Origin of the sequence: Pedobacter sp. R20-19, from assembly GCF_000708265.2 — a bacterium.
GTDB lineage: Bacteria > Bacteroidota > Bacteroidia > Sphingobacteriales > Sphingobacteriaceae > Pedobacter.
Map to the genome: position 1 here is coordinate 148648 of NZ_JCKI01000001.1, position 19197 is coordinate 167844.

Annotated in this window: 19 protein-coding genes; 11 read left to right on the forward strand and 8 right to left on the reverse strand. The window is 39.3% G+C overall.

Translation table 11 applies throughout. The annotated features are described in order from the left end of the window. Positions 1–348 precede the first annotated feature (348 nt). From AN34_RS00680 to AN34_RS00690, 4 genes are all read left to right on the forward strand, one after another. The gene (locus AN34_RS00680; RefSeq protein ID WP_051666114.1) at positions 349–1962 is read left to right on the forward strand and encodes a DUF6377 domain-containing protein; all 1614 of its coding nucleotides are present in this window, start codon (positions 349–351) and stop codon (positions 1960–1962) included. Positions 1963–2142: 180 nt separating this feature from the next. Next, a complete protein-coding gene (locus AN34_RS00685; protein ID WP_029281248.1) occupies positions 2143–2631 on the forward strand; it encodes a DUF4385 domain-containing protein in 489 nt (162 codons plus the stop codon). A gap of 129 nt (positions 2632–2760) precedes the next feature. After that, positions 2761–2904, forward strand: a complete 144-nt coding sequence (locus tag AN34_RS21530; protein ID WP_157263143.1) for a hypothetical protein — start codon at positions 2761–2763, stop codon at positions 2902–2904. Between the two features lie 8 nt (positions 2905–2912). After that, the gene (locus AN34_RS00690) at positions 2913–3605 is read left to right on the forward strand and encodes a type 1 glutamine amidotransferase domain-containing protein (RefSeq protein ID WP_029281250.1); all 693 of its coding nucleotides are present in this window, start codon (positions 2913–2915) and stop codon (positions 3603–3605) included. A 150-nt stretch (positions 3606–3755) separates the two neighbouring features. Here the strand turns inward: AN34_RS00690 and AN34_RS00695 are convergent, their stop codons facing one another. The 8 genes from AN34_RS00695 to AN34_RS00730 all read right to left on the reverse strand — a co-directional run bounded on the left by AN34_RS00695 (position 3756) and on the right by AN34_RS00730 (position 11665). Beyond that, positions 3756–3989 carry a hypothetical protein gene (locus AN34_RS00695; RefSeq protein WP_029281252.1) on the reverse strand — a complete coding sequence of 78 codons (234 nt, stop codon included), beginning with the start codon at positions 3987–3989 and terminating at the stop codon, positions 3756–3758. A 93-nt stretch (positions 3990–4082) separates the two neighbouring features. Then, entirely contained in the window at positions 4083–5078 is a 996-nt protein-coding gene (locus AN34_RS00700) for a helix-turn-helix domain-containing protein (RefSeq protein WP_029281254.1), read from the reverse strand. Continuing rightward, the gene (locus AN34_RS00705; protein WP_029281256.1) at positions 5079–6059 is read right to left on the reverse strand and encodes an AraC family transcriptional regulator; all 981 of its coding nucleotides are present in this window, start codon (positions 6057–6059) and stop codon (positions 5079–5081) included. Positions 6060–6446: 387 nt separating this feature from the next. Further along, positions 6447–6968 carry a hypothetical protein gene (locus tag AN34_RS00710; protein ID WP_029281258.1) on the reverse strand — a complete coding sequence of 174 codons (522 nt, stop codon included), beginning with the start codon at positions 6966–6968 and terminating at the stop codon, positions 6447–6449. Between the two features lie 124 nt (positions 6969–7092). Beyond that, positions 7093–7857 carry a glycoside hydrolase family 11 protein gene (locus tag AN34_RS00715; protein ID WP_051666116.1) on the reverse strand — a complete coding sequence of 255 codons (765 nt, stop codon included), beginning with the start codon at positions 7855–7857 and terminating at the stop codon, positions 7093–7095. 568 nt (positions 7858–8425) lie between these two features. Next, complete coding sequence (locus tag AN34_RS00720; protein ID WP_029281262.1) at positions 8426–9589, reverse strand: NAD(P)/FAD-dependent oxidoreductase; 1164 nt, start codon at positions 9587–9589, stop codon at positions 8426–8428. 23 nt (positions 9590–9612) lie between these two features. Then, entirely contained in the window at positions 9613–10362 is a 750-nt protein-coding gene (locus AN34_RS00725) for an AraC family transcriptional regulator (RefSeq protein WP_029281264.1), read from the reverse strand. A 232-nt stretch (positions 10363–10594) separates the two neighbouring features. Beyond that, on the reverse strand, positions 10595–11665 hold the full coding sequence (locus AN34_RS00730; protein WP_029281266.1) for a hypothetical protein: 1071 nt from the start codon (positions 11663–11665) through the stop codon (positions 10595–10597). A 380-nt stretch (positions 11666–12045) separates the two neighbouring features. Here AN34_RS00730 and AN34_RS00735 point away from each other — a divergent pair, with 380 nt between their 5' ends. The 7 genes from AN34_RS00735 to AN34_RS00765 all read left to right on the forward strand — a co-directional run bounded on the left by AN34_RS00735 (position 12046) and on the right by AN34_RS00765 (position 19191). Further along, positions 12046–12228 carry a hypothetical protein gene (locus AN34_RS00735; protein ID WP_029281268.1) on the forward strand — a complete coding sequence of 61 codons (183 nt, stop codon included), beginning with the start codon at positions 12046–12048 and terminating at the stop codon, positions 12226–12228. 151 nt (positions 12229–12379) lie between these two features. Continuing rightward, positions 12380–14023, forward strand: coding sequence for an ATP-binding protein (locus AN34_RS00740; RefSeq protein WP_082468285.1), 1644 nt, complete (start codon positions 12380–12382; stop codon positions 14021–14023). Positions 14024–14033: 10 nt separating this feature from the next. Continuing rightward, positions 14034–14699, forward strand: a complete 666-nt coding sequence (locus tag AN34_RS00745; protein WP_029281271.1) for a response regulator transcription factor — start codon at positions 14034–14036, stop codon at positions 14697–14699. A gap of 635 nt (positions 14700–15334) precedes the next feature. Next, positions 15335–15667 (forward strand): YegP family protein, encoded by a 333-nt coding sequence (locus AN34_RS00750; protein ID WP_029281273.1) that lies wholly within the window; start codon positions 15335–15337, stop codon positions 15665–15667. Between the two features lie 11 nt (positions 15668–15678). Next, on the forward strand, positions 15679–16743 hold the full coding sequence (locus AN34_RS00755) for a type I restriction endonuclease (RefSeq protein WP_029281275.1): 1065 nt from the start codon (positions 15679–15681) through the stop codon (positions 16741–16743). A 631-nt stretch (positions 16744–17374) separates the two neighbouring features. Next, positions 17375–17818: a DUF6804 family protein gene (locus AN34_RS00760; protein ID WP_197285464.1), complete on the forward strand. Its 444-nt coding sequence runs from the start codon at positions 17375–17377 to the stop codon at positions 17816–17818. A 41-nt stretch (positions 17819–17859) separates the two neighbouring features. Further along, a complete protein-coding gene (locus AN34_RS00765) occupies positions 17860–19191 on the forward strand; it encodes a hypothetical protein (protein ID WP_051666118.1) in 1332 nt (443 codons plus the stop codon). Positions 19192–19197: the final 6 nt, after the last annotated feature.

Consider the following 19197-nt stretch of genomic DNA (forward strand, 5'->3'; position numbering starts at 1 on the left):
GAATCATCCAGATTAAGCTGTGGAAAAGGATTTATATAAGCAAAACACAGGTATTTAAAAACACAAATTATTAATAATCAATATTTTACATTTTAACGGATTTAAAAATGTATAAATGGTTTTATCAAAATAATCGTTAAATATTGGTACTGATTCAAATGTATGTAGGTGCTTTTACCACTCTTTTTAGGGTATTTGAACGGTTTAATCGCAAGTTTAGAATAATGGGGGCTGCCAAATAAAATGAGAAAGGCCATTAATGTACCCGAAGCGGATTTACATTTTTATTGCAGCCGGGTATGCTGCTTTCATATTTTAATATAATTTTGATAAACCCTATAGCTTAACATGAAATCGTTTTACCTGTGCTTTTTTTTGATTCTCATCTGCTGTACAATAAGCTTATCTGCTCCGCGAGATAGCATACTGAATGTACTGAAACAGGAGCTCCTGAAAAAGAAGGATTATGATAAGATCAAGCTTCAGCAGATCAAAAGTATGAAAGCCAGGTTACACCATCAACCTGCAAATTACTATGCTATTTATACAGACTTATTTAATGCATACGAATATTATAAGTTCGATTCTGCCTTTGTATATGGAAAAAAGATGCTTGATTGGAGTACGGCACAAAAAGACCTGGTCAAGATTAACTTCAGCAAGATTAAAATGGCATCGCTCCTGCTTCATGCCGGATTGTTTAAAGAAACCTTTGACTATTTAAAAGAGATTGATGTATCTGTTCTGGACAACAGGATGAAATATGAGTACTATGGACTGAAGTCGGGTGCTTATTCTAACCTGGCCATTTACAATAGTGATGCAAATTTTACACCTGGCTATAACCAAAAAGCCATTCATTACCTAGATTCGGCGATTAAGCTGTGTTCACCCAACTCCTTTGAACTGCGCTTTACGCTTGGCAACAGGCAGGTAGTTTCCGGACAAACCCGCCAGCCGCCCTTATACTTTTTGGAGATATTGGAAAAGGATCAAATTAATGAACATGACCGTGCCCGGGTATTGACCGCTATGGCGGCTTTTTATCAGCAGGATGCAGATCATGAAAAAAGGGTACAGGTTCTGGCCGAATCTGCCATCTGCGATATCCGTTCTTCTACCAAGGAAACGCTGGCTACCCTATTACTGGCAGAGGATTTATTTTACCATGGCGACCTGTCTAATGCCTATCTGTTTATTCAACGTTCTCGTGATGATGCTGGATTTTATGGAAACCGCCTCAGAAAATTAAAGATTGAATCATTATTGCCCGAAATGGCCACCCAGGTAAACCTGGCCACGCAGAAACAAAAGGACAGGTTCATCAATTATTTCTTGATGATCTCCCTGATTACCATCATCATTTCGCTGGTGTTATTTATGATTTTTATTCAGCTCAGAAAACTCAAGGCGAAGGAACAGATTATCGAAGAAAAAAACAATGAATTAAAAGCGGTTAATGAACAGCTGCAGACCATTAATGAAAAGCTAAGAGAATATGCTACAATTAAGGAAAGGTATATTGGTCAATTTTTTGATTTGATATCGGGCTATATTGTAAAACTAGACAAACAGAAAAAAAGTATGGAACGCAAACTGATGACTGGCCGGTATCAGGAAGCACTTCATTCGCTGAATGAGATTAATATCAAAAAGGAAAGGGAGGTGCTTTTCAATACTTTCGATCAGGTGTTCATTAGTATTTTCCCCAATTTTGTAGCGGTGTTGAATGCCATGCTCGCACCCCAAGACCAGATCTGGCCAAAACATCAGCAATTGCTGAATACTGAACTCAGAATTTTCGCACTAATCAGGCTTGGAATCACTGATTTACAGGCCATTGCCACTATTTTGGAATACTCCGTAAACACTATTTATATTTATAAAATGCGGATTAAGGCCAAAGCGCTGGTATCTGGAGAAGAATTTGATCAGGTGGTGATGGATGTTAAGGCCATTTGATTAGTTTTTTTTTCAATTTAAAGCAGATCATTTAAAAAAAGGCGCCATCAGGATGATTAATGACCTCATCCCTTTGGGCTAGCCTTCACCCGTTTTCCAAACCTATTTCTTGCCTGGCTGTTATCATATAGCATTATAAGCATCTGTAACTGCTGATCTGCATTTTGCAAAATCCAAGATATGAGCACAACTAACCAGCCATCTTACCTTAACTTTGACCACGATCATTATCCCTGGAAGCCCGACATCGATTACCGTAAACACCCTGAAAAGTACCAGGTGGGTAAAGGCGAACAAGGGGTGCTGATTTGTGAGCCTTATAAATCAGAAATTGGTCAGTACTGGCGCTTTAAAACACCTCAAATTGCCACCTCAAGCAGCGAAAAGATTATGGCGCTTTTTTATACCTACCTTAAACATGGAGAATTTGTTGGGGCAGATATGGCTAGAAAATATCTTCAGATGGGATACACCAGGGCCAGGCGTTATGCCAATTATAAAGGCGGACGAAAATACGACAAGGAAAAAGAATATGCAACGCTTGATCGCGGCACGGGCGATCCTCAAAAAGCCGAATCTGCAGCAATATTTTACCAATGCTGGAAAAAGGCAGAAGCCGATCCCCTATACCTCAAACATAAGCTGGCCTGGAAAAAAACGTATGGATAACATCAGTCATAAAGTTTAACTGTGCGCAAGCTTATACACCAACCTATTGCCACGGAAAATTAATCTTTTCAACATTCCTGCAACCATTACCCATCAACCTTGTTATGATTGAAACTTAAAATGCATAACATGAAAGATCCCAAAGAACAAGAGGAGAAAGCACCAGCCGAAAATGTTAATCCTGAAGTGAAACCTCATGAAGATTCGAATTGGAATGAGCATCAGCAAGTAGATGAAGAAGGCAATGAGCTTGATCCGGAGGATATTAAATAAAACAGTTTATGAAAAAGATATTGATGGTACTTACCTCGCACAGCGAGATGGAAAATACAGATCATAAAACAGGCGTTTGGCTTGGTGAATTTACTGATCCTTACTATGAATTTATTGATGCCGGTTATGAGGTAACGCTGGCCAGCCCTAAAGGCGGCAGACCACCTGTTGACCCCATGAGCGAGCTGACAGAAAACCTGACCGGATCTAACCGCAGGTATCAGGATGATGAGGTAGCTAAGGCCGCTTTCTCGCATACTACCGTATTGAATCAGATCCATTCGGCTAATTATGATGCAGTATTTTATCCTGGCGGCCACGGCCCAATCTGGGATTTAGCGGTTGATAACAATAGCGGAATTTTAATTCTTGACTTTCTTGATTCGGGCAAACCGGTGGCAGCCGTATGCCATGGTCCAGCAGCGTTACTTAACGTGGAACATCAAAGACCAGGTTTTTTAAAGGATAAAACCATTTCTTCTTTTAGTGACACCGAAGAAACCATGGTAGGCCGAAGTGGTCATGTGCCCTATCTGCTGCAAAGTAAACTGGAATCGCTTGGCGCTACCGTAAAAACGGCACTGGTACCCTTCCTTTCTCATGTAGAAACAGATGGGCTGCTTATTACGGGTCAAAACCCCTTATCTGCAGGACCAGCAGCCAAGGCACTCATTGAGTTATTGGAACAGATTACAGTATAAATCCTTACCGGAATTTTTTTACCATGGGCTATGACGTTAACCCGTTCATAGCCCATTTTAAAATGTAGGCTATTTAACGCTCCGTGTGCCTTATTAAAAGATATTAATTATGATGATCACACGGCGATTAACTGACAGGAACCTGATATTTTAGTTTAGTAGACTATAAATCAGTGAGGCATCGATTTCTCCGCGGCTAGCTATTTTTAAGGAAGTACTCTCACCCATACATATCACCTCTAGATTACCCTCTGTGTATTCGAGGTAAACAAAGCCGGCGCTTTCTACGGATTTGCGTTTTTCTCCAGCCACTTCTGCATGGATCAGGTTGCTTCCGAAAAGTATGGGATTGCCATCAATAACGATATATTTTTTGAAGATCATAACTTTATTTTTGATGGTACAAAATTATCATCTACTTGCTGGAGCGTTAGCCAAAATAAGCCATAATAGTAGGAATACGCGACGGAAATAGGCTTATGGTGATTGTATTAGCGTGCCGGGGTTGATACCAAAGGTTTTTTTAAATACTTCTGCAAAGTATCCCGGCTTGCTATACCCTAGTTCGTAGGCCACCTGAGACACACTTTCAAAATGACCACTTTCCAGTAACTCTTTCCCTAAGAGCAACTTTTCTTTGAGAAAAAATTGCTTCGGACTATCTTTAAGAAGTTTTTTAAATAGTAATTTATATTTGGAAACAGACATTCCGGCGGTGTTAGCCAAAGTTTGAATACTTGGAAATTCGGAGAGCAACCCGTTCATGAGCTCATCTGCAGAAGCCTTGATGGCCAGAATTTCCTGCTCAGACAACTTGTTAATGATGGGATCGAATCTTGATGCCCTTTCCACCAGATACCCCAGCAGGAATAGGGCCGTATATTTTAAATGAAACTCGAATGAGGGATCTTCTACATTTTTATCTTTCAGCCGGTTAAGCAAAATCTTGCTTCGGCTATCAATGTGGCTATAAAAGTAAAGCGTATTTTTTGATTCATCAAATAGTGCTTCATGCACCTTTGGGGTATGATTTTGAGCGGCCAGTTGGTGGAGGAGGTCTTTAGCGATGAGCAAACGCAAACTATAGGATCTTGCGCCCACAGGGGGAAGTATAGAGCCAGGTATGCCAGAATCCATAAAGGCCATCCCTAACTTTGAGCTATAACCCGCTTTATGGGGCGTTCCATTTAACAGGTGTGTGGTGATCTCTTCACCGAGATCATAATAAGCCATATAAAGCCCGGATTTGGGCACCCGTGTAATGGCTATGGGTTTATGAAAATGCATATCCAGCAGAAATACAGAAAGCCCGGGCATTACTTCCAGAAATACCGCTGCACCGTCTGCCAGCTGCTGTGGCATCCGCATCATTTTGCCATCTATCAACGCTGCACCCAGGTTCTGCGAGATTTTTTGCAGCCATTCAGGTGTTAAGGTATAATGGTATAGAAATTCTTTTCTGGTGAGTTCCAATTATAATAAAGTTAAGTATTCTTTTGGAGTGAAACCATATGTTTTCTTGAATTGTTCGATGAAATGAGAGGCATCAAAAAATGCAAAGGCCTCTGCAACTTCAGCAATGGTGTGCTTTCCGGAATCCAGCATTTCTTTAGCGGTATCCAGTTTATTGGTGAGGAAAAAAGCATTTGCCGTAGCACCTGTGATTTTTTTAAAGAGTTGTTTGTATTTGGTTTCAGACATATTTACCGATGAGGCCAGGGCCTCAATGCCCGGAAAAGTTCCATTCATGGCTGCTATCAGTGCAGACTGAGAAGTCATAATACCGATAATATCTTCCTGAGAGACCCTATCCAGTATAATCTCCTGATGGAGTACCTGATCAAGATAATCGGCCATAAGACCATAAACGGTACCGGTAAGATAAGTATTGAAAAGCGGGTGACCGAAACCTGTTTTACGCAGCTCATTCATCAGGAACCACGCCTGGTTGCTCATCCGCTCAAATCTGATCAGCGTATTTTGCGCTACATCAAACAGCGCCTCTTTGAGTTCTTCGAAATTGGGTATTTTTTGCAGGTTTTGCCTTAGCGCCATTTTCCTGATAAAGATAGAGATGGAATAGGTTTTGCTACCGGATTTGACCAGGTAATCTCCCGGTAGGGTAGAATCCATAACCGCTACATTGTAGGCCCAGCGGCCAACTGGTTTTTGAACGTTATCCATCAATTGAACAGCTTCACCTTCTGTGAGGTTAAAATAAATCCCTACAAAATCGTCATCAGTATTCCGCAGCTGATAATTGATATCCTGGTGATAGGTAACATCTTGAAAAAATGCACTCAGATCCTGGTTAATTTGACATCCATAAAGAATGCCTTCCATCACTGCCGGGTGACATGTGATCCTGCCGTTTTCCAGATTGCCACCAAGTGAATCAGCCAGGACTTTCATCCAATCCATATCTACTCCATATCCGTGAACGACTGTTTTCATGCTGATTCTGGTTAGCTTAACGGTTTGCGTATCTGCAAAAATAGGTAAGTACTGGTAATTAAAAAAATGTTATAAATCCTAAAGCTGATGGAAACTTAGGGTTAAAATAAGTTATTTAGCGCTAATAACCCGTTATAGATTTACAATAGGCTATAACGTAGAATTGTTCATAGCCATTTGGTTAAAACTTGCTTGGGCCTTTAATACATCTTCACCTGAATGCGTAAAACGATCACCTGCTTTTTTTTATGCTTTAAATGATTTTATGAATAAAAAAATTCTTTTAAATAAGAACGTAAAATAAATAGTAAATCCAGGCACAGTGGAACGGGAACAGATATGACCGATACTGCCAACAGAAAGTGTTAAGAGACCATTAAATATCTTTTACTTATTTATTCTCTTCTTTAACAGTTCTTCGTATGCAGGCTCCAAAGGCTTTTCTGCCCCATCAGCAATCTTTATTCCGGCTTTCTCAAACTCAAGGATTAATCTTTTATCAAAATATGCCAGGTATGATGCAAATAATAGAGAATCTTGTTGTTCAGGTATTGTTTTAAAAGGGGCATCAGGTTCTTTAAACCTGTGTAAAACGGCTTTAGTACTGTCATTGCCTTCTAAAAGTACGGAGTCACCGTAAGCTGTGATCTTCGCTACATACTGTTTGGTCAGGTACTTTAAAGAATCATTTTCTATTTTGTAGGGAAGCTTGAACCGGCCAACCTTCTGATTATAAAAAACCACGTATTGCGAATCAATATCAAATTCGCTGTATCCATTTTCCGTAGAAAACCGATGCCATTTTCCAATTAGGGCTTTTCCTTTTTCATCTATGTGTTTAGGTTTTGGTGAATCGCAGGCGGGAAGGATAAAAATGAAAAAAGCAAGAAAATAAAGTATGGATCTCATGATAACTACTGATTAAATAAGGTTAAAAGTATTTTAATTCAGGCAATTGATTGGCAATTACCTGCAATTGTACTGCCTGGCTAATGGCCAGGCAGTAGGTGAAAGTGATGGATTTAAATAAGAGTTATTGTGCCCAAATGGTACAGTTAATATTGCCATTGGTATTAGTGCCCCATGTTTCAGAAACCATAATGGCAGGAATATTAAGTTGACCAAGTGTATATCCGTAACTTTTCCATTTGTTGTAGTGGTTGGCAAAAGTAATGACGTGATTTTGTGCAGTAGACGTTTTGGTAACCCTCGAACTATAAATCTGCCTGAAGCCATCCCCTCCATCAATATCTTTACCAGTCATCCAACGCGTCCATACGTTATAACCTGCACCATCGGTCTCAAATGTGCCCAGGAAAGTACCAGTATGCGGTGAAACTGCGCCCCAGGTTTCATTTACATAATATTCATAATAAGGGCTTCTGCTCCATCCGTACCAGCCAAAAGTACCACCGCCTGAGTTAGCATAAGTGCTCAGGTTATATCCTATCTTGTAGGTTGCTGATCCTACTGAATAACCTTTACCACAAGTAAAATTTCCGTTAAATCCGTTCCAGTTCACGCTGTAATTTCCGCCGGTACCATTTGCATAATTAACCGTGCCTGTAGCGCCGTCACTTTTCCAAAGCGACCAAAAGAAGCCGTTATGCGTGCCTGATTGATAGGATTCTGTAACTGCGGCTTTGTCTGCTGGAGTTGCAGAAGCAACCGTCTCTGGCGCTGTCTTTTGATCTTTTTTACAGCCTGTTAAGCATGTAGCACTTGCAAACACCATGGTTGCTGCCACAACAAGGGTAACCTTCCTGGTTACACTTGTAAATGAATGTTGTTTTTTCATATCAAAGTATATTGGTTAGAGGAGCAAAAAAAGTCTATTTACCGCTAAAGCATTGCTAGTAATCAGCAAATATATTATACAAATGTTCATACAGCTAGTATTTTTTTAATATACGATATTGTAGTATTTAAATGTATATCTTACCTTATTGATGCTAATGGCTTGTTCCTTTTAAACTATACTTTGCTTTCGATTGGTAGTACTTTACCAGCATTGCAAATCTGACGATTTTACCACAAGATACTTTTAGTCCCCGGAAGGCGGTTTATATGGTGATGATTTATTAAATTATAATCCATTGCATTGTTTGCCAGAACACCGCCCTTTGGGAAACATTATGCGGGTGCGCCGGTTGGCTTATGACACGTTATCAAAGTACCATCACCGTATGAATGAAAAGCCCAGCTTGGAACCAAGAAGTATTGATAAACTTGCGGATTAAATCCTGATGCGTGGATTTTTAATTTTATCTAATAGATTGAGCTTAACCCCCTGGCCAGATCTGACCAAGAGGTTTAAATTTTTTAAAATGGAGATTTTAATGGAAACTGAGATTTCTGGCTTGCCGTTAACCTTTTCCACTAAAAAAACTGGTCATTACAGCCAATGCATTTGTATGATGCATCCTTTCTCCATTTTCGAGCGATTCCGCTGCTTTAAAAGCCGCTCTTTTCCGCATCTCGGTTTCATACAACCCAATTGCATGCTGGATATCATCATGTTGGTTTGAGCATAGCACCTGGCTCAGTTCCAGTGCATCTAGCATGGCCATATTTGCACCTTCACCTGCAAATGGGGGCATAAGGTGAGCCGCATCACCAATAAGCGTCAGGTTGGGCATCGCATTCCAATTTTGTTCCAACGGCATACAGTTGATCGGCCTGCAGATGTAAGGTAAAGCTGCCTGCTCAAACAATTTCTGCCAGATCGCGTTCCATTCTCCATAGGCCCTTTTAAACCATTCGAGCATCTCCAGTTTATTGGAAAAATCCAGACCACTCTTCTCCGCCCAGTGCTCATCGGCTTTAAAACTGGCATAAAAACCAATTTCCCCATTCGATTTTTGTCCCATCAGGATATTCTTCTCGTTTCCAAATGCCATTATTTTTCCGCCGCGCAGGATAGCAGAAATATTCGGCACCTTTTTTTCAGCATCATAGATATTACCTTCAAGCATGGTAATGCCCGAATAAAAAGGTTTAATGTTGGTAAGGTAAGGGCGGATTTTTGAGTTTGCACCGTCTGAACCGATCACGATATCTGCATATTCCGTTCTGCCATCTTTAAAATTTAGCAGCCAGCCTTCGCCCTGTTTTTCCATGGCTATAAATTGGCTGTTCCAAATGATGCGCTCAGCATCCAATGAATCGATTAATAGGTTACGCAAAACGCCACGGTCAATCTCTGGTCTAAAGTGCTCCTCTCCAAAGGCTTTCTCCTGGTAGTTTTCATGGTCGCTGAAAACAATCTCCGCCTGTTCATTGGTAATGGTGGTCTTATCTGCACCCACCATATAGTTTTTTCTGAATTCATCCAGTAAACCAGCTTCCCTCAATGCAGCCAGCCCGGAATGTTCATGCAAATCCAAAGGAGATCCCTGCACCCTGGCATTTCTATCTCTATCTCTTTCAAACACTTTTACATTCATATTTTTTTGTTGTAAAAGTCGCGCCAGGGTAAGTCCACCCGGACCTCCTCCTATAATAGCTATTTTTTTATTTTCTAACTGCATAAATCGTTGTTTATACTGCAAAACTACGCGTCCTTGTAAGCCAGAAATTGTAAAAATCGGTCGTTTTTGTTTTTATGAAGTTCTTTTGGCGATACCCCTGCAAACTGTTTGATTTCTTTAATGAAATGAGACTGGTCGGTAAAATTAAGTTTGGGATAAAGCTCACCATTTTTAATATGCGCAAGAGATGCCTGAAAACGAAGGATTTTGCAATATGATTTTAAAGAGAGCCCGAACTGCTGTTTAAAATAACGGTTGATCTGCCGCTGGCTCCATAATATCTTTTGGGCAAGCTCGCTAATGGAAATTTCTCCATTGGAAGCAAATATCAATTGAAATAACTTTCTTTTCCGCTCGTCTATTTTTTGAGGTAAAATGGAATGGATTTTCGCTGTAATCTTGATGCAGAATGCCTGGAAATCGTTCAGGTCTGCAATGTTAAAATCCCAGAAACCTGGTGGTAATATTTTCCCCGTATCAATGAGTTCGGCGATAGGTTCGGCAAACAAATATTCAATGGCTAAGGGATGAAAACTTACAGCATAAAAGCTGTTCACTTCGGCTTTTACGTATTTTGGTCTGGTTTCCAAGCCCAGCAAAGCAATTTTAAAATCATTTTCATCAGTTGTTGAAAATATCAAATCAATTTTTCCATTGGGGATGATTACGGCCTGCTCTTGATTGGAGAAATTTTGTAAAGACGAGAAACAATACACAAAATCACTAAGCGACTGATTTGGATAGGCAAGTTCAAAATGTAAATCGTTATTCATGGTGTTATACAAAAGCTGGTGTTTTCATCCGCGTGTGCTCAAATTTAAATATTCACAGTTGAAAAACACACACCTAAGCCATCCTTTGCCCTTCCTCTAGCAGCATACCAATTGGAATTCTATGGAATAATTCCAGAAAATGCTATTACTCCAATTCCGCAACTATAATTTAAATGTTAAACTCCTGCTGCGTAAAACACGATATAAAATGCACTAAACATTCTACCATTAATTACATGGCCAAAGAACCTTCGGTTTGTTCAATTATGGGTTCTTGCTCTAATGGCAATAATTTTTCCAAATCCTGCGCTTCAGAATCATCTTTTGTGACGACTTCTTTCTCTAGCTTACTCACTGCATACCCGCAAAGGCCTACTAAAAAAGCGGCACAAATAAACCATACTAAACGGGTAAGTAAATAGCGGTAATAAGAAACATAATCTCTTAGTATGCCAGGAGAAAGTTTCTTCAGCGTCCTAACCGTATCTGGGGGATAAATACCCGCAGACGTAAAAAACTCATGATCCTTTCCGTGACCTTTATACCATACTTTCCCAATTGAATAACTCGTTAGCGTATCAGGTAAATTAATTTTTCTTTGCTGTGTTAAAGTTTGAACATTTAAAGGAATGATTGGTGCCCCAACATTTTGTTTATCATCTTTAACCGGCTCATAGTGATCTTCATCCCAGTACATAAATTTCTCACCTGCTTTTGGCCTCCTAGGGGAAGGGGTGTGAGTTTCCCATGCCACAAAAGAGGTAGAGCCAATAAAAAGTAGAAGGATACAGGCAATGGTGATATAGCGGGGGGAGAAGCGCGGAATATAAGTTGATCCTTCAGGCTGGATCAGTTCCTCATCACCTGTAGTTGTTGATGTTGTTGGTGTTGGTGTATTGGTAAAGAGATCATCTATAGGTTTTCCACCTATTTTAATTGTTTTATCAGCACTCAAATAATAAGAACTGCTTGGCCTAGGTTCCAAATCTATTAACCATGCTAGAAGATCGGTATTTCGCTCTTCAGTTGTAACTGTTCCACCAGTAATATGGTTCCAAAGAGGTCTAAAATCATCAGGCTCAGATTCGTTTAATTTTTTTTGGATATCGCAAACCATTCTATCTACATCAAAAAAAGTTGCAAGTATATCCAGGTCCTTTGGATCGTGCCTACTTGCGTAAACCTTCAAACATGCACTTCTTAATTTAGTAGTTGTTTCTCTAGGCAAAATTCCATGCAGCCTCCCATGATCTTTCATCTTTTTATAGGCAGCCAATACTATGTCTTGATAATCTTCAGGCATTTTTCAAAAAAATTTAAGCGTAAAAATAAAAATGGAATTTTTGGAATCCTTACGGGTTTCCGGAATCCTTTGGAATTTAAAAAGAATTCTTTAGAATCTTTGGAATTATCTGAAAACTAGCGATTTGAAGCTTAGATATTTGTCCCAACAATTAATTCAAGCAACGATTCAAACGATAATCCTAGCAAGAACTAAATGTTAAAAAACGAGTAGAAATCGCGGTCGTTATTAGCCGGTTTGGGAAGCAGTTATTAGCTCCCGCGACAGACACTCACCACTTCCCAAAAATTTCAGAAGGCCTTCTGATACAATCCGTAGAAAGGCCCGCGAATGGTTCGCGGGTACTCTGCCTAGTATTCGATTTCTAAATTTTTGACAAAATGTTTATTCCATATTTTATTGCCCTTTTCTTAGGACTTGTAAGTCCTTCAAATACATCATGCACCGGCGGAACATCTACTACTGTAAATGTAACTAATAGTGAAGATGGAGATCCTGGTGATCAGCCTCCAGGTGATGATACTGGTGGTGAAGGCTCACATGTTCCGCCAAAAAATCCATAATTGGCAATCAATCTGATATTAAGAACTATCTTAATAACTACAAGTAAGGCAGCAAATGTTGTCTTACTTTTTTGTTTATAAAACTATCCCACAATATCTAATTAAAAACAATCCTGTTTTTTTATATTTGAGTAAATAATTCCTTACGCTCTTGAAAAAAACATACATCTTCCTATTTTTTATCTCGGCTGTATTTGCTTGTAAGAAAAAAAACAATACCCAAGCTCTTCCTAAAAACCAAAATTTTGAAATAGCAGAATCATTTTATTTTAAAAATAATGACTCTGCATTTTATTACTTCAACAAAGTAACTACTAGTGCTCAAGATAGCTTGCAAGTGGCTATGGCTTATAACTACATGGCAGTGATACAATCAGATGCCGGAGATTACTTTGGGGGGCAGGAAAGCTTAACATTATCATTAAGTTTCTTAAACGAAAAAAAACAAACAGATCTTGCCTGTCTTGCTTCTAATTATAATGAGCTGGGATTAAATAGTACATATTTCAAGAAATATACCGATGCCATAAATTATTATAATTTGGCACTAAAGTTTTGCAGAAATGAGGCCTATAGATTAAGATTCCTCAATAATAAGGCATTAGCTTATCAGAAAAGTGGGGTCTATTCAAACGCAATCGATATTTACAATGAAGTTTTAAGAAAAATCCGAGATAGGAAAGAATATGCAAGAACACTTTCTAATGAGGCTAAAACAAGATGGCTTCAAAATCCAAATTACAATCCAATAGCTAGCTTTCTAAAAGCTTTGTATATCCGTGAGAAAATCAATGATCAGTGGGGGCAAAACTCAAGTTACGCACATCTTGCAGATTATTATATCAAAAAGCAACCAGATTCCGCATTTATTTACGCGCAAAAGATGTATTTAATTGCGACAAAACTTAATAGCCCTGACGATCGGCTCGAAGCACTCCAGAAATTAATCAAACTTAGCCCGGCTGCAACGACAAAACTATATTTTGAAGAATATCAGAAAATTGACGACAGTTTGCAAACCGCACGTAGTGCTGCCAAAAACCAGTTTGCACTGATCCGTTACGACACAGAAAAAAGTAAGGCCGATAATTTGGTGCTGCAAAAAGACAATGAAGGCAAAAGGTATCAGATCATCATACTTACTATAGGTATCCTTTTAATCATTATCGCCGGTACCCTTTGGTATAAAAAAAGAAAACAACGATTAGAGCTCGAAGCTCAAAACACCATCCGCGAAAATAAACTCAAAACCTCTCAAAAAGTGCATGATGTGGTTGCCAATGGATTGTACAGGATCATGAGTAAACTTGATAATCAGGAAACCCTAAAATACAATCCTATTGTTAATGAAATAGAAGAACTTTATGAGCAATCACGTGATCTCTCTTATGAAAAACCACAATCCAAAAACCAGGACTTTCACGACCATATATCCGAGCTGTTAAAATCTTTCGCTTCCGAAAACACAAGGGTAATATTGGTCGGGAATTCGGCTGCATTATGGGAAAAAGTTTCCGAACAGGCCAAAGATGAAATAGCGCACATCCTTCAGGAGCTGATGGTTAATATGGGCAAGCACAGCCAGGCCAGCGATGTGGTGATCAAATTTGAACAGGTGCGGCAAAAAATAAACATTTATTATACTGATAACGGCATTGGCATTACAGGTAAGCCACAACCCAAAAATGGTTTAACCAATACGGGTTCCCGTATTGATGCCATTGGTGGTACCATTACCTTTGATACTAAAGTTGAAAAGGGGCTTAAAATCCAAATCTCTTTTCCGGTTTCCTAATTGTATAAATATGTTTAAAAGAATACTTATTGCCGAAGATCAAGAAACACAGAATATTTCGCTACAAACAACCTTAGCTGATCTGAGTATAAAAAAACCCGAATACGTTTATTATTGTGATGATGCACTTACCTGGATAAAAAATTCTATCAGAGCAGAACAGCCTTATGACTTGCTAGTTACTGATCTCTCCTTTGTAGAAGACCATAATAAACAAAGAATTGCGGGTGGTGTTGAACTTATACAAGCTGCGAAAAAAGTACAACCCAGTTTAAAAATCCTGGTATTTTCTGTCGAAAATAAATCTGCTGTAATCGACATGTTATTTAAAGAACTGCATATTGATGGTTATGTGCGAAAAGCCCGTCATGATGCTCAATACTTAAAACTGGCCTTAACCGCTATCTATAATGATAAAAAATACCTTTCGCCCGATTTAAAACTGGCCAGAAAAGAAAATAATTCACACGATTTTACAGAGCTGGATATTGCCATTATCTCTCAATTGGTTGATGGTACACCTCAAAAAAATATTCCTTATTACCTGCAGGAAAACAATATTAAACCATCTGGCCTCAGCAGCATCGAAAAACGCCTTAACCTGATGAAGGAAGTACTTGGCTTTTCTAAAAACGAACAACTCATCGCTTACTGTAAAGACATGGGGATTATTTGATGGGTCTTTTAGTCTTAGGTCTTCAGTCGGTAGCCATAAGTCAATTAACCTCGGGATGGTTCCTAATGCGTGTGTTCTTCGTCATAATGACAGGGAATTTTAAAGAACTGATAGGCCGCGAAGTATCCTCATCCAATAGCTATCGGTTGCGGGAAGGATTTTTCAGCCGACAGCTTGCCCCAATTTTTGGGGAAGCAATCTTAATACAGTCGCGATAACCCATAGTTGTAAGATTGCTTTGTCGTTCCTCCTCGCAAAGACGACCATTCTATATTGGATTCTGTCCAATGGTACCCTATTCGAAAAATCTGTAACGACATCATGAATTACACTGTTTTTAAAAACCTCAGTGTGCGCTGTAACATGCCGCTGTGATTCTCTGTGGTAAAAAAGCTAATGGTTTGATGTTTAGCATAAATAATCGCTAAGCTATCAACCATGAATTGTTAATCTATCCTAAAGATTGCTTCGGCTCGCTCAGTCTGGCCTCGGTCTTGCATCCCATAGCCATCGGATAACGAAAACGGTTATGAACTAATGACCAATAAACTATTGACTAATGAACCAATCTACGGTTTCCCGTAAGGATCCACCATATTCCTCTCCTACTTTTGAGCAGCTAAAAAAACTTAACTATGGGAAAATTTATCATAACCAAAAGAACAAACGGCGAATACCAGTTTAATCTTGAGGCAGCAAACGGCAGGGTTATCCTCACCAGCGAGGGTTACACCACAAAAGCATCCTGCAATAAAGGAATTGAATCGGTTAAAACCAATGCGCCAATCGATACCAGATATGATAGAAAAGCCGCCAAAAACGGTTCATTCTATTTCAACCTTAAAGCCGCAAATGGCGAAGTTATCGGCACCAGCCAAATGTACAGCACTGCCGAAACGCGTAATAACGGCATTGAATCCGTTAAAGAAACTGCGCCGAAGGCATCAATTACAGATGAAACCATTTAATGCAAAAAGTTATGGATCTTAAATTAAAGTTAGAACAACTCCACCAGCGGGTGGTCGGGTTAAAAGACCAGATCAATACCGAAGAAGCCACCAAAAATGCATTTGTGATGCCTTTTATTCAAATCCTTGGCTATGATATTTTTAATCCTACCGAGGTGATACCCGAACACATCTGCGATATCGGCACCAAAAAAGGGGAGAAAGTAGATTACGTGATCCGTAAAAACAATGAGCCTATCCTCATTTTCGAATGTAAACATTGGAAAGAAAGTGCCGATGCACACAACTCGCAGTTGCACCGCTACTACCACGTTTCTAAGGCTAGGTTTGGCGTATTAACTAATGGTACGGTTTACAACTTTTACGCCGATCTGGAAAAACCGAATGTTATGGATGAGAAACCTTTCCTCACCATCGATATCGAAGACCTGAAAGATAATGCCATTAAGATTCTCGAAAGTTTTACCAAAAACGAATATAATTTAGAAACGATCCTGGATTCGGCCGAAGGTTTGAAATACATCAAAGCCATTAGGAAGGAATTTGAAAAAGAGATCGACAATCCTTCTGATGAAATGGTAAAATTATTGGTGAACCGGTTTTTCGATAAACCACTCACCGCAAACCGAATGATCGCTTTTAAAGAATACGCCAAAAAAGCCCTGGCCATTTCCATTAACGAATCGATCAGCGACCGTTTAAAATCGGCACTAAATATCAATGAGAAAATTGAGAAAAAGGAAGAGGGTAAAGCAATTGCTGTTATAGAAGATCCTGATACATCAAAAATTGTTACCACAGAGGAAGAACTGGAAGCTTTCCAGATTGTTAAAGCCATATTGCGTGAAAAAATCCCTTCAGCACGGATTGCCGCCCGCGATACGCAATCTTACTTTGGCGTATTGTTAGATGATAATAACCGCAAACCCATCTGCAGGTTCCACTTTAATACCGCCAATAAATACCTCGAAACTTTTCAGAACGGAAAGGATGCAGGCGAGAAAAAACAGTTGTTTAACCTCGATGAGCTTTATAACTATAGGGATCAGCTGCATCAAACCATAGCAAATTATTAATTAAACGCTCCACGCTCGCAAAAATGCAGGGGTTGCTTTTTGGTCTGTTTTGGGAGCAGACCGGGCAACCGCTCATTTTAAACACGCAAACGCTCAGCGATTTGTCCTCATAAGGGATAATTTATTGTATAAAAATTGCTAGAAATGAAAGTGGAGGCTTTTTCAGCCGACAGCCTGCCCCGATTTTCGGCGAAGCAATCTTACAACGATCGCTACTAGCGTGCACTTTAAGATTTCTTCGTGCTTCAGCAATGACAACCTTTCTCATAAGATCTGTAAATGGTAACGGATTCGAAGGATCTTTTATAACGATTAACAACCAGCATGTTCGTTATTTCTAACCATATAAGAAATATAAGATCATTTAAGCTTGCGAAACCCTCACCGATCATCGTCATTTCGGCCGTAACCTGTCCCGAATATTCGGGAGTGGAGCAATCTGCTGAGAAAATATAGCCATACTTCTTTTGCTGTTCATATGATTTAAGTTTTGTTTAACTGTTTGATATTTAGCGTTTTTTAATATCTGCTTAGATTGCCAGGATCATGAAAAATAGTTTTTTATGTTACGGTTTCCCGTAAGGAAAGCCCTCTTAATCAGGGTATTTTTGAATCATTAAACTACAATAAAATGCTCACGAAGGATCCGGTTAAACCATCAGTTGCAAAAAAAGGTAAGCACAATAGCAGTGTAATGCTGCCATGGGTTGTAAGTGCTATTTGTGCCATAGCCTGTTTTCTTGCCATATTAAGATTACCAATTGAATATTACACCTTTCTCCGCACCATCATTTCGTTAGGGGCATTGATATTCATTTATAGCTGGATCAAACAAAAAAATTATGCCTTAGTCATCATTTTTGTTCTCGTACTCATCCTTTTTAATCCCCTATTCCCCATTTACCTGCATCGGAAAAGCATCTGGATCCCACTGGATATCATCACCGGACTCTTGTTTTTACTTATTGCTTTTTATAAGAAAAGTGAACCTGTAAAACAAGACGAAAAAGCGACTGAAATTTTACCCGTTCAAAAAACATACGCCAGAGACCGCATGGTTTCGGCAAAAAGATAAATACAAAAATCACCTTATCAATCACCCCAAAACTTAATGTTATGATTGCCCAAATAGAAGAATTTTTTAACCCAAAAACAGCCGATCCGCCTCAGGATGAAAATGTGGCGATCAAGGAGCCTGTTATCGAAGAAACCGAGGAAGTAAGAAAAAGAACTTACCACGAAGCCGGCTTTAGGGACGGATCGCGAAACAGTGGTAGTCCACTGGCGCTTTCGATATGTTTGAACGCCATTTACGCAAGGTTTCAAAACGAAGAAAAAGAACTGGTAGAAAAACAGCAGCAGGCTAAAGAGCCTTACATTAATGAGCAGAAAAGTAAGGAAACCGAAATCAAAACACTGGTCATCAGTAAAGAAAGTAAAGAACAGCAGATTAACAAAGTAGAAACCAATATCAGGGCGGTAAAAGATCATATTGAAGCGCTAAAATTCGAAATCAACGACTTGCCCCGGAATCCGGAGAAATACCACATCAGTGCTTCAAAAGGGGCTTCAGGCAAATTCTGGATCGGTTTGATCATCCTGATGCCTTTAAGCCTGTATTTATTTACTTTTTATATCTCCACTTCTTATTCTGCCTTTTTTAAACTGCTAGATGCGAATAGTGTTACCGTTGTGATGAACATTCTTGACGCAAAAGCTTTTGAAAAAGCCTGGAAGGATGGTTCGCTGGAAGGTTTATTTGTCACCTTTATCCCTTTTGTGTTCCTGGGTTTGGGTTATTTGATCCACATGTTCGGTGAGGTTAAAAGCAAATGGAACTATTTCAAAATCGGACTCCTTTTTACCATATCCCTTTTATTTGATGCGATACTGGCTTACCAAATCGAAGAGAAGATTTATGAACTCAATAGAACTGCAGATGATGACAAATTTGGAATTCTCGTGGCCTTTGGCAAAATCCAGTTCTGGGGAATCATCTTTGCGGGTTTTGTGGTGTACCTCATCTGGGGCGTAGTGTTCGATTTTATCATGAAAGAACACCGCGAGAAAGACAAAATCAAACATGAACAGCTGCGAAGGAAAAAAGACATCCAGATCCATCAGGACAAGATAAGCGATATTGAAATTCAAAAAGCAAAATTGATAGAAGAACTTAATACATTCAAAACAGATTCAGTTGCAGCTCAAGATCGGGTTAAAGCACTTCAAAGCATTATTGATGCGGTGATTATTCCCACTAAAGAGTATGTGTTATATGCTTCAGAATATATGCAGGGCTGGATTACCTTCGTTAACGAAAAACTGCGCATTTCGCAACATGAAAAAGTTGTTCTTCAAAGTGAATGTATGGAGAGTTATCACGAAAACCTTAAAAAGGTTGGAGCCAGTGAAGATGCGCAAAATGCTGTTTACGTCACTACTTTATAACCACCA

Bases quoted from the DNA above. Each gene is read 5' to 3' on its own strand.
- AN34_RS00680 (WP_051666114.1), top strand. From the start codon at position 349: ATGAAATCGTTTTACCTGTGCTTTTTTTTGATTCTCATCTGCTGTACA.
- AN34_RS00685 (WP_029281248.1), top strand. From the start codon at position 2,143: ATGAGCACAACTAACCAGCCATCTTACCTTAACTTTGACCACGATCAT.
- AN34_RS21530 (WP_157263143.1), top strand. From the start codon at position 2,761: ATGAAAGATCCCAAAGAACAAGAGGAGAAAGCACCAGCCGAAAATGTT.
- AN34_RS00690 (WP_029281250.1), top strand. From the start codon at position 2,913: ATGAAAAAGATATTGATGGTACTTACCTCGCACAGCGAGATGGAAAAT.
- AN34_RS00695 (WP_029281252.1), bottom strand. From the start codon at position 3,989: ATGATCTTCAAAAAATATATCGTTATTGATGGCAATCCCATACTTTTC.
- AN34_RS00705 (WP_029281256.1), bottom strand. From the start codon at position 6,059: ATGAAAACAGTCGTTCACGGATATGGAGTAGATATGGATTGGATGAAA.
- AN34_RS00710 (WP_029281258.1), bottom strand. From the start codon at position 6,968: ATGAGATCCATACTTTATTTTCTTGCTTTTTTCATTTTTATCCTTCCC.
- AN34_RS00715 (WP_051666116.1), bottom strand. From the start codon at position 7,857: ATGAAAAAACAACATTCATTTACAAGTGTAACCAGGAAGGTTACCCTT.
- AN34_RS00720 (WP_029281262.1), bottom strand. From the start codon at position 9,589: ATGCAGTTAGAAAATAAAAAAATAGCTATTATAGGAGGAGGTCCGGGT.
- AN34_RS00725 (WP_029281264.1), bottom strand. From the start codon at position 10,362: ATGAATAACGATTTACATTTTGAACTTGCCTATCCAAATCAGTCGCTT.
- AN34_RS00730 (WP_029281266.1), bottom strand. From the start codon at position 11,665: ATGCCTGAAGATTATCAAGACATAGTATTGGCTGCCTATAAAAAGATG.
- AN34_RS00735 (WP_029281268.1), top strand. From the start codon at position 12,046: ATGTTTATTCCATATTTTATTGCCCTTTTCTTAGGACTTGTAAGTCCT.
- AN34_RS00745 (WP_029281271.1), top strand. From the start codon at position 14,034: ATGTTTAAAAGAATACTTATTGCCGAAGATCAAGAAACACAGAATATT.
- AN34_RS00750 (WP_029281273.1), top strand. From the start codon at position 15,335: ATGGGAAAATTTATCATAACCAAAAGAACAAACGGCGAATACCAGTTT.
- AN34_RS00755 (WP_029281275.1), top strand. From the start codon at position 15,679: ATGGATCTTAAATTAAAGTTAGAACAACTCCACCAGCGGGTGGTCGGG.
- AN34_RS00760 (WP_197285464.1), top strand. From the start codon at position 17,375: ATGCTCACGAAGGATCCGGTTAAACCATCAGTTGCAAAAAAAGGTAAG.
- AN34_RS00765 (WP_051666118.1), top strand. From the start codon at position 17,860: ATGATTGCCCAAATAGAAGAATTTTTTAACCCAAAAACAGCCGATCCG.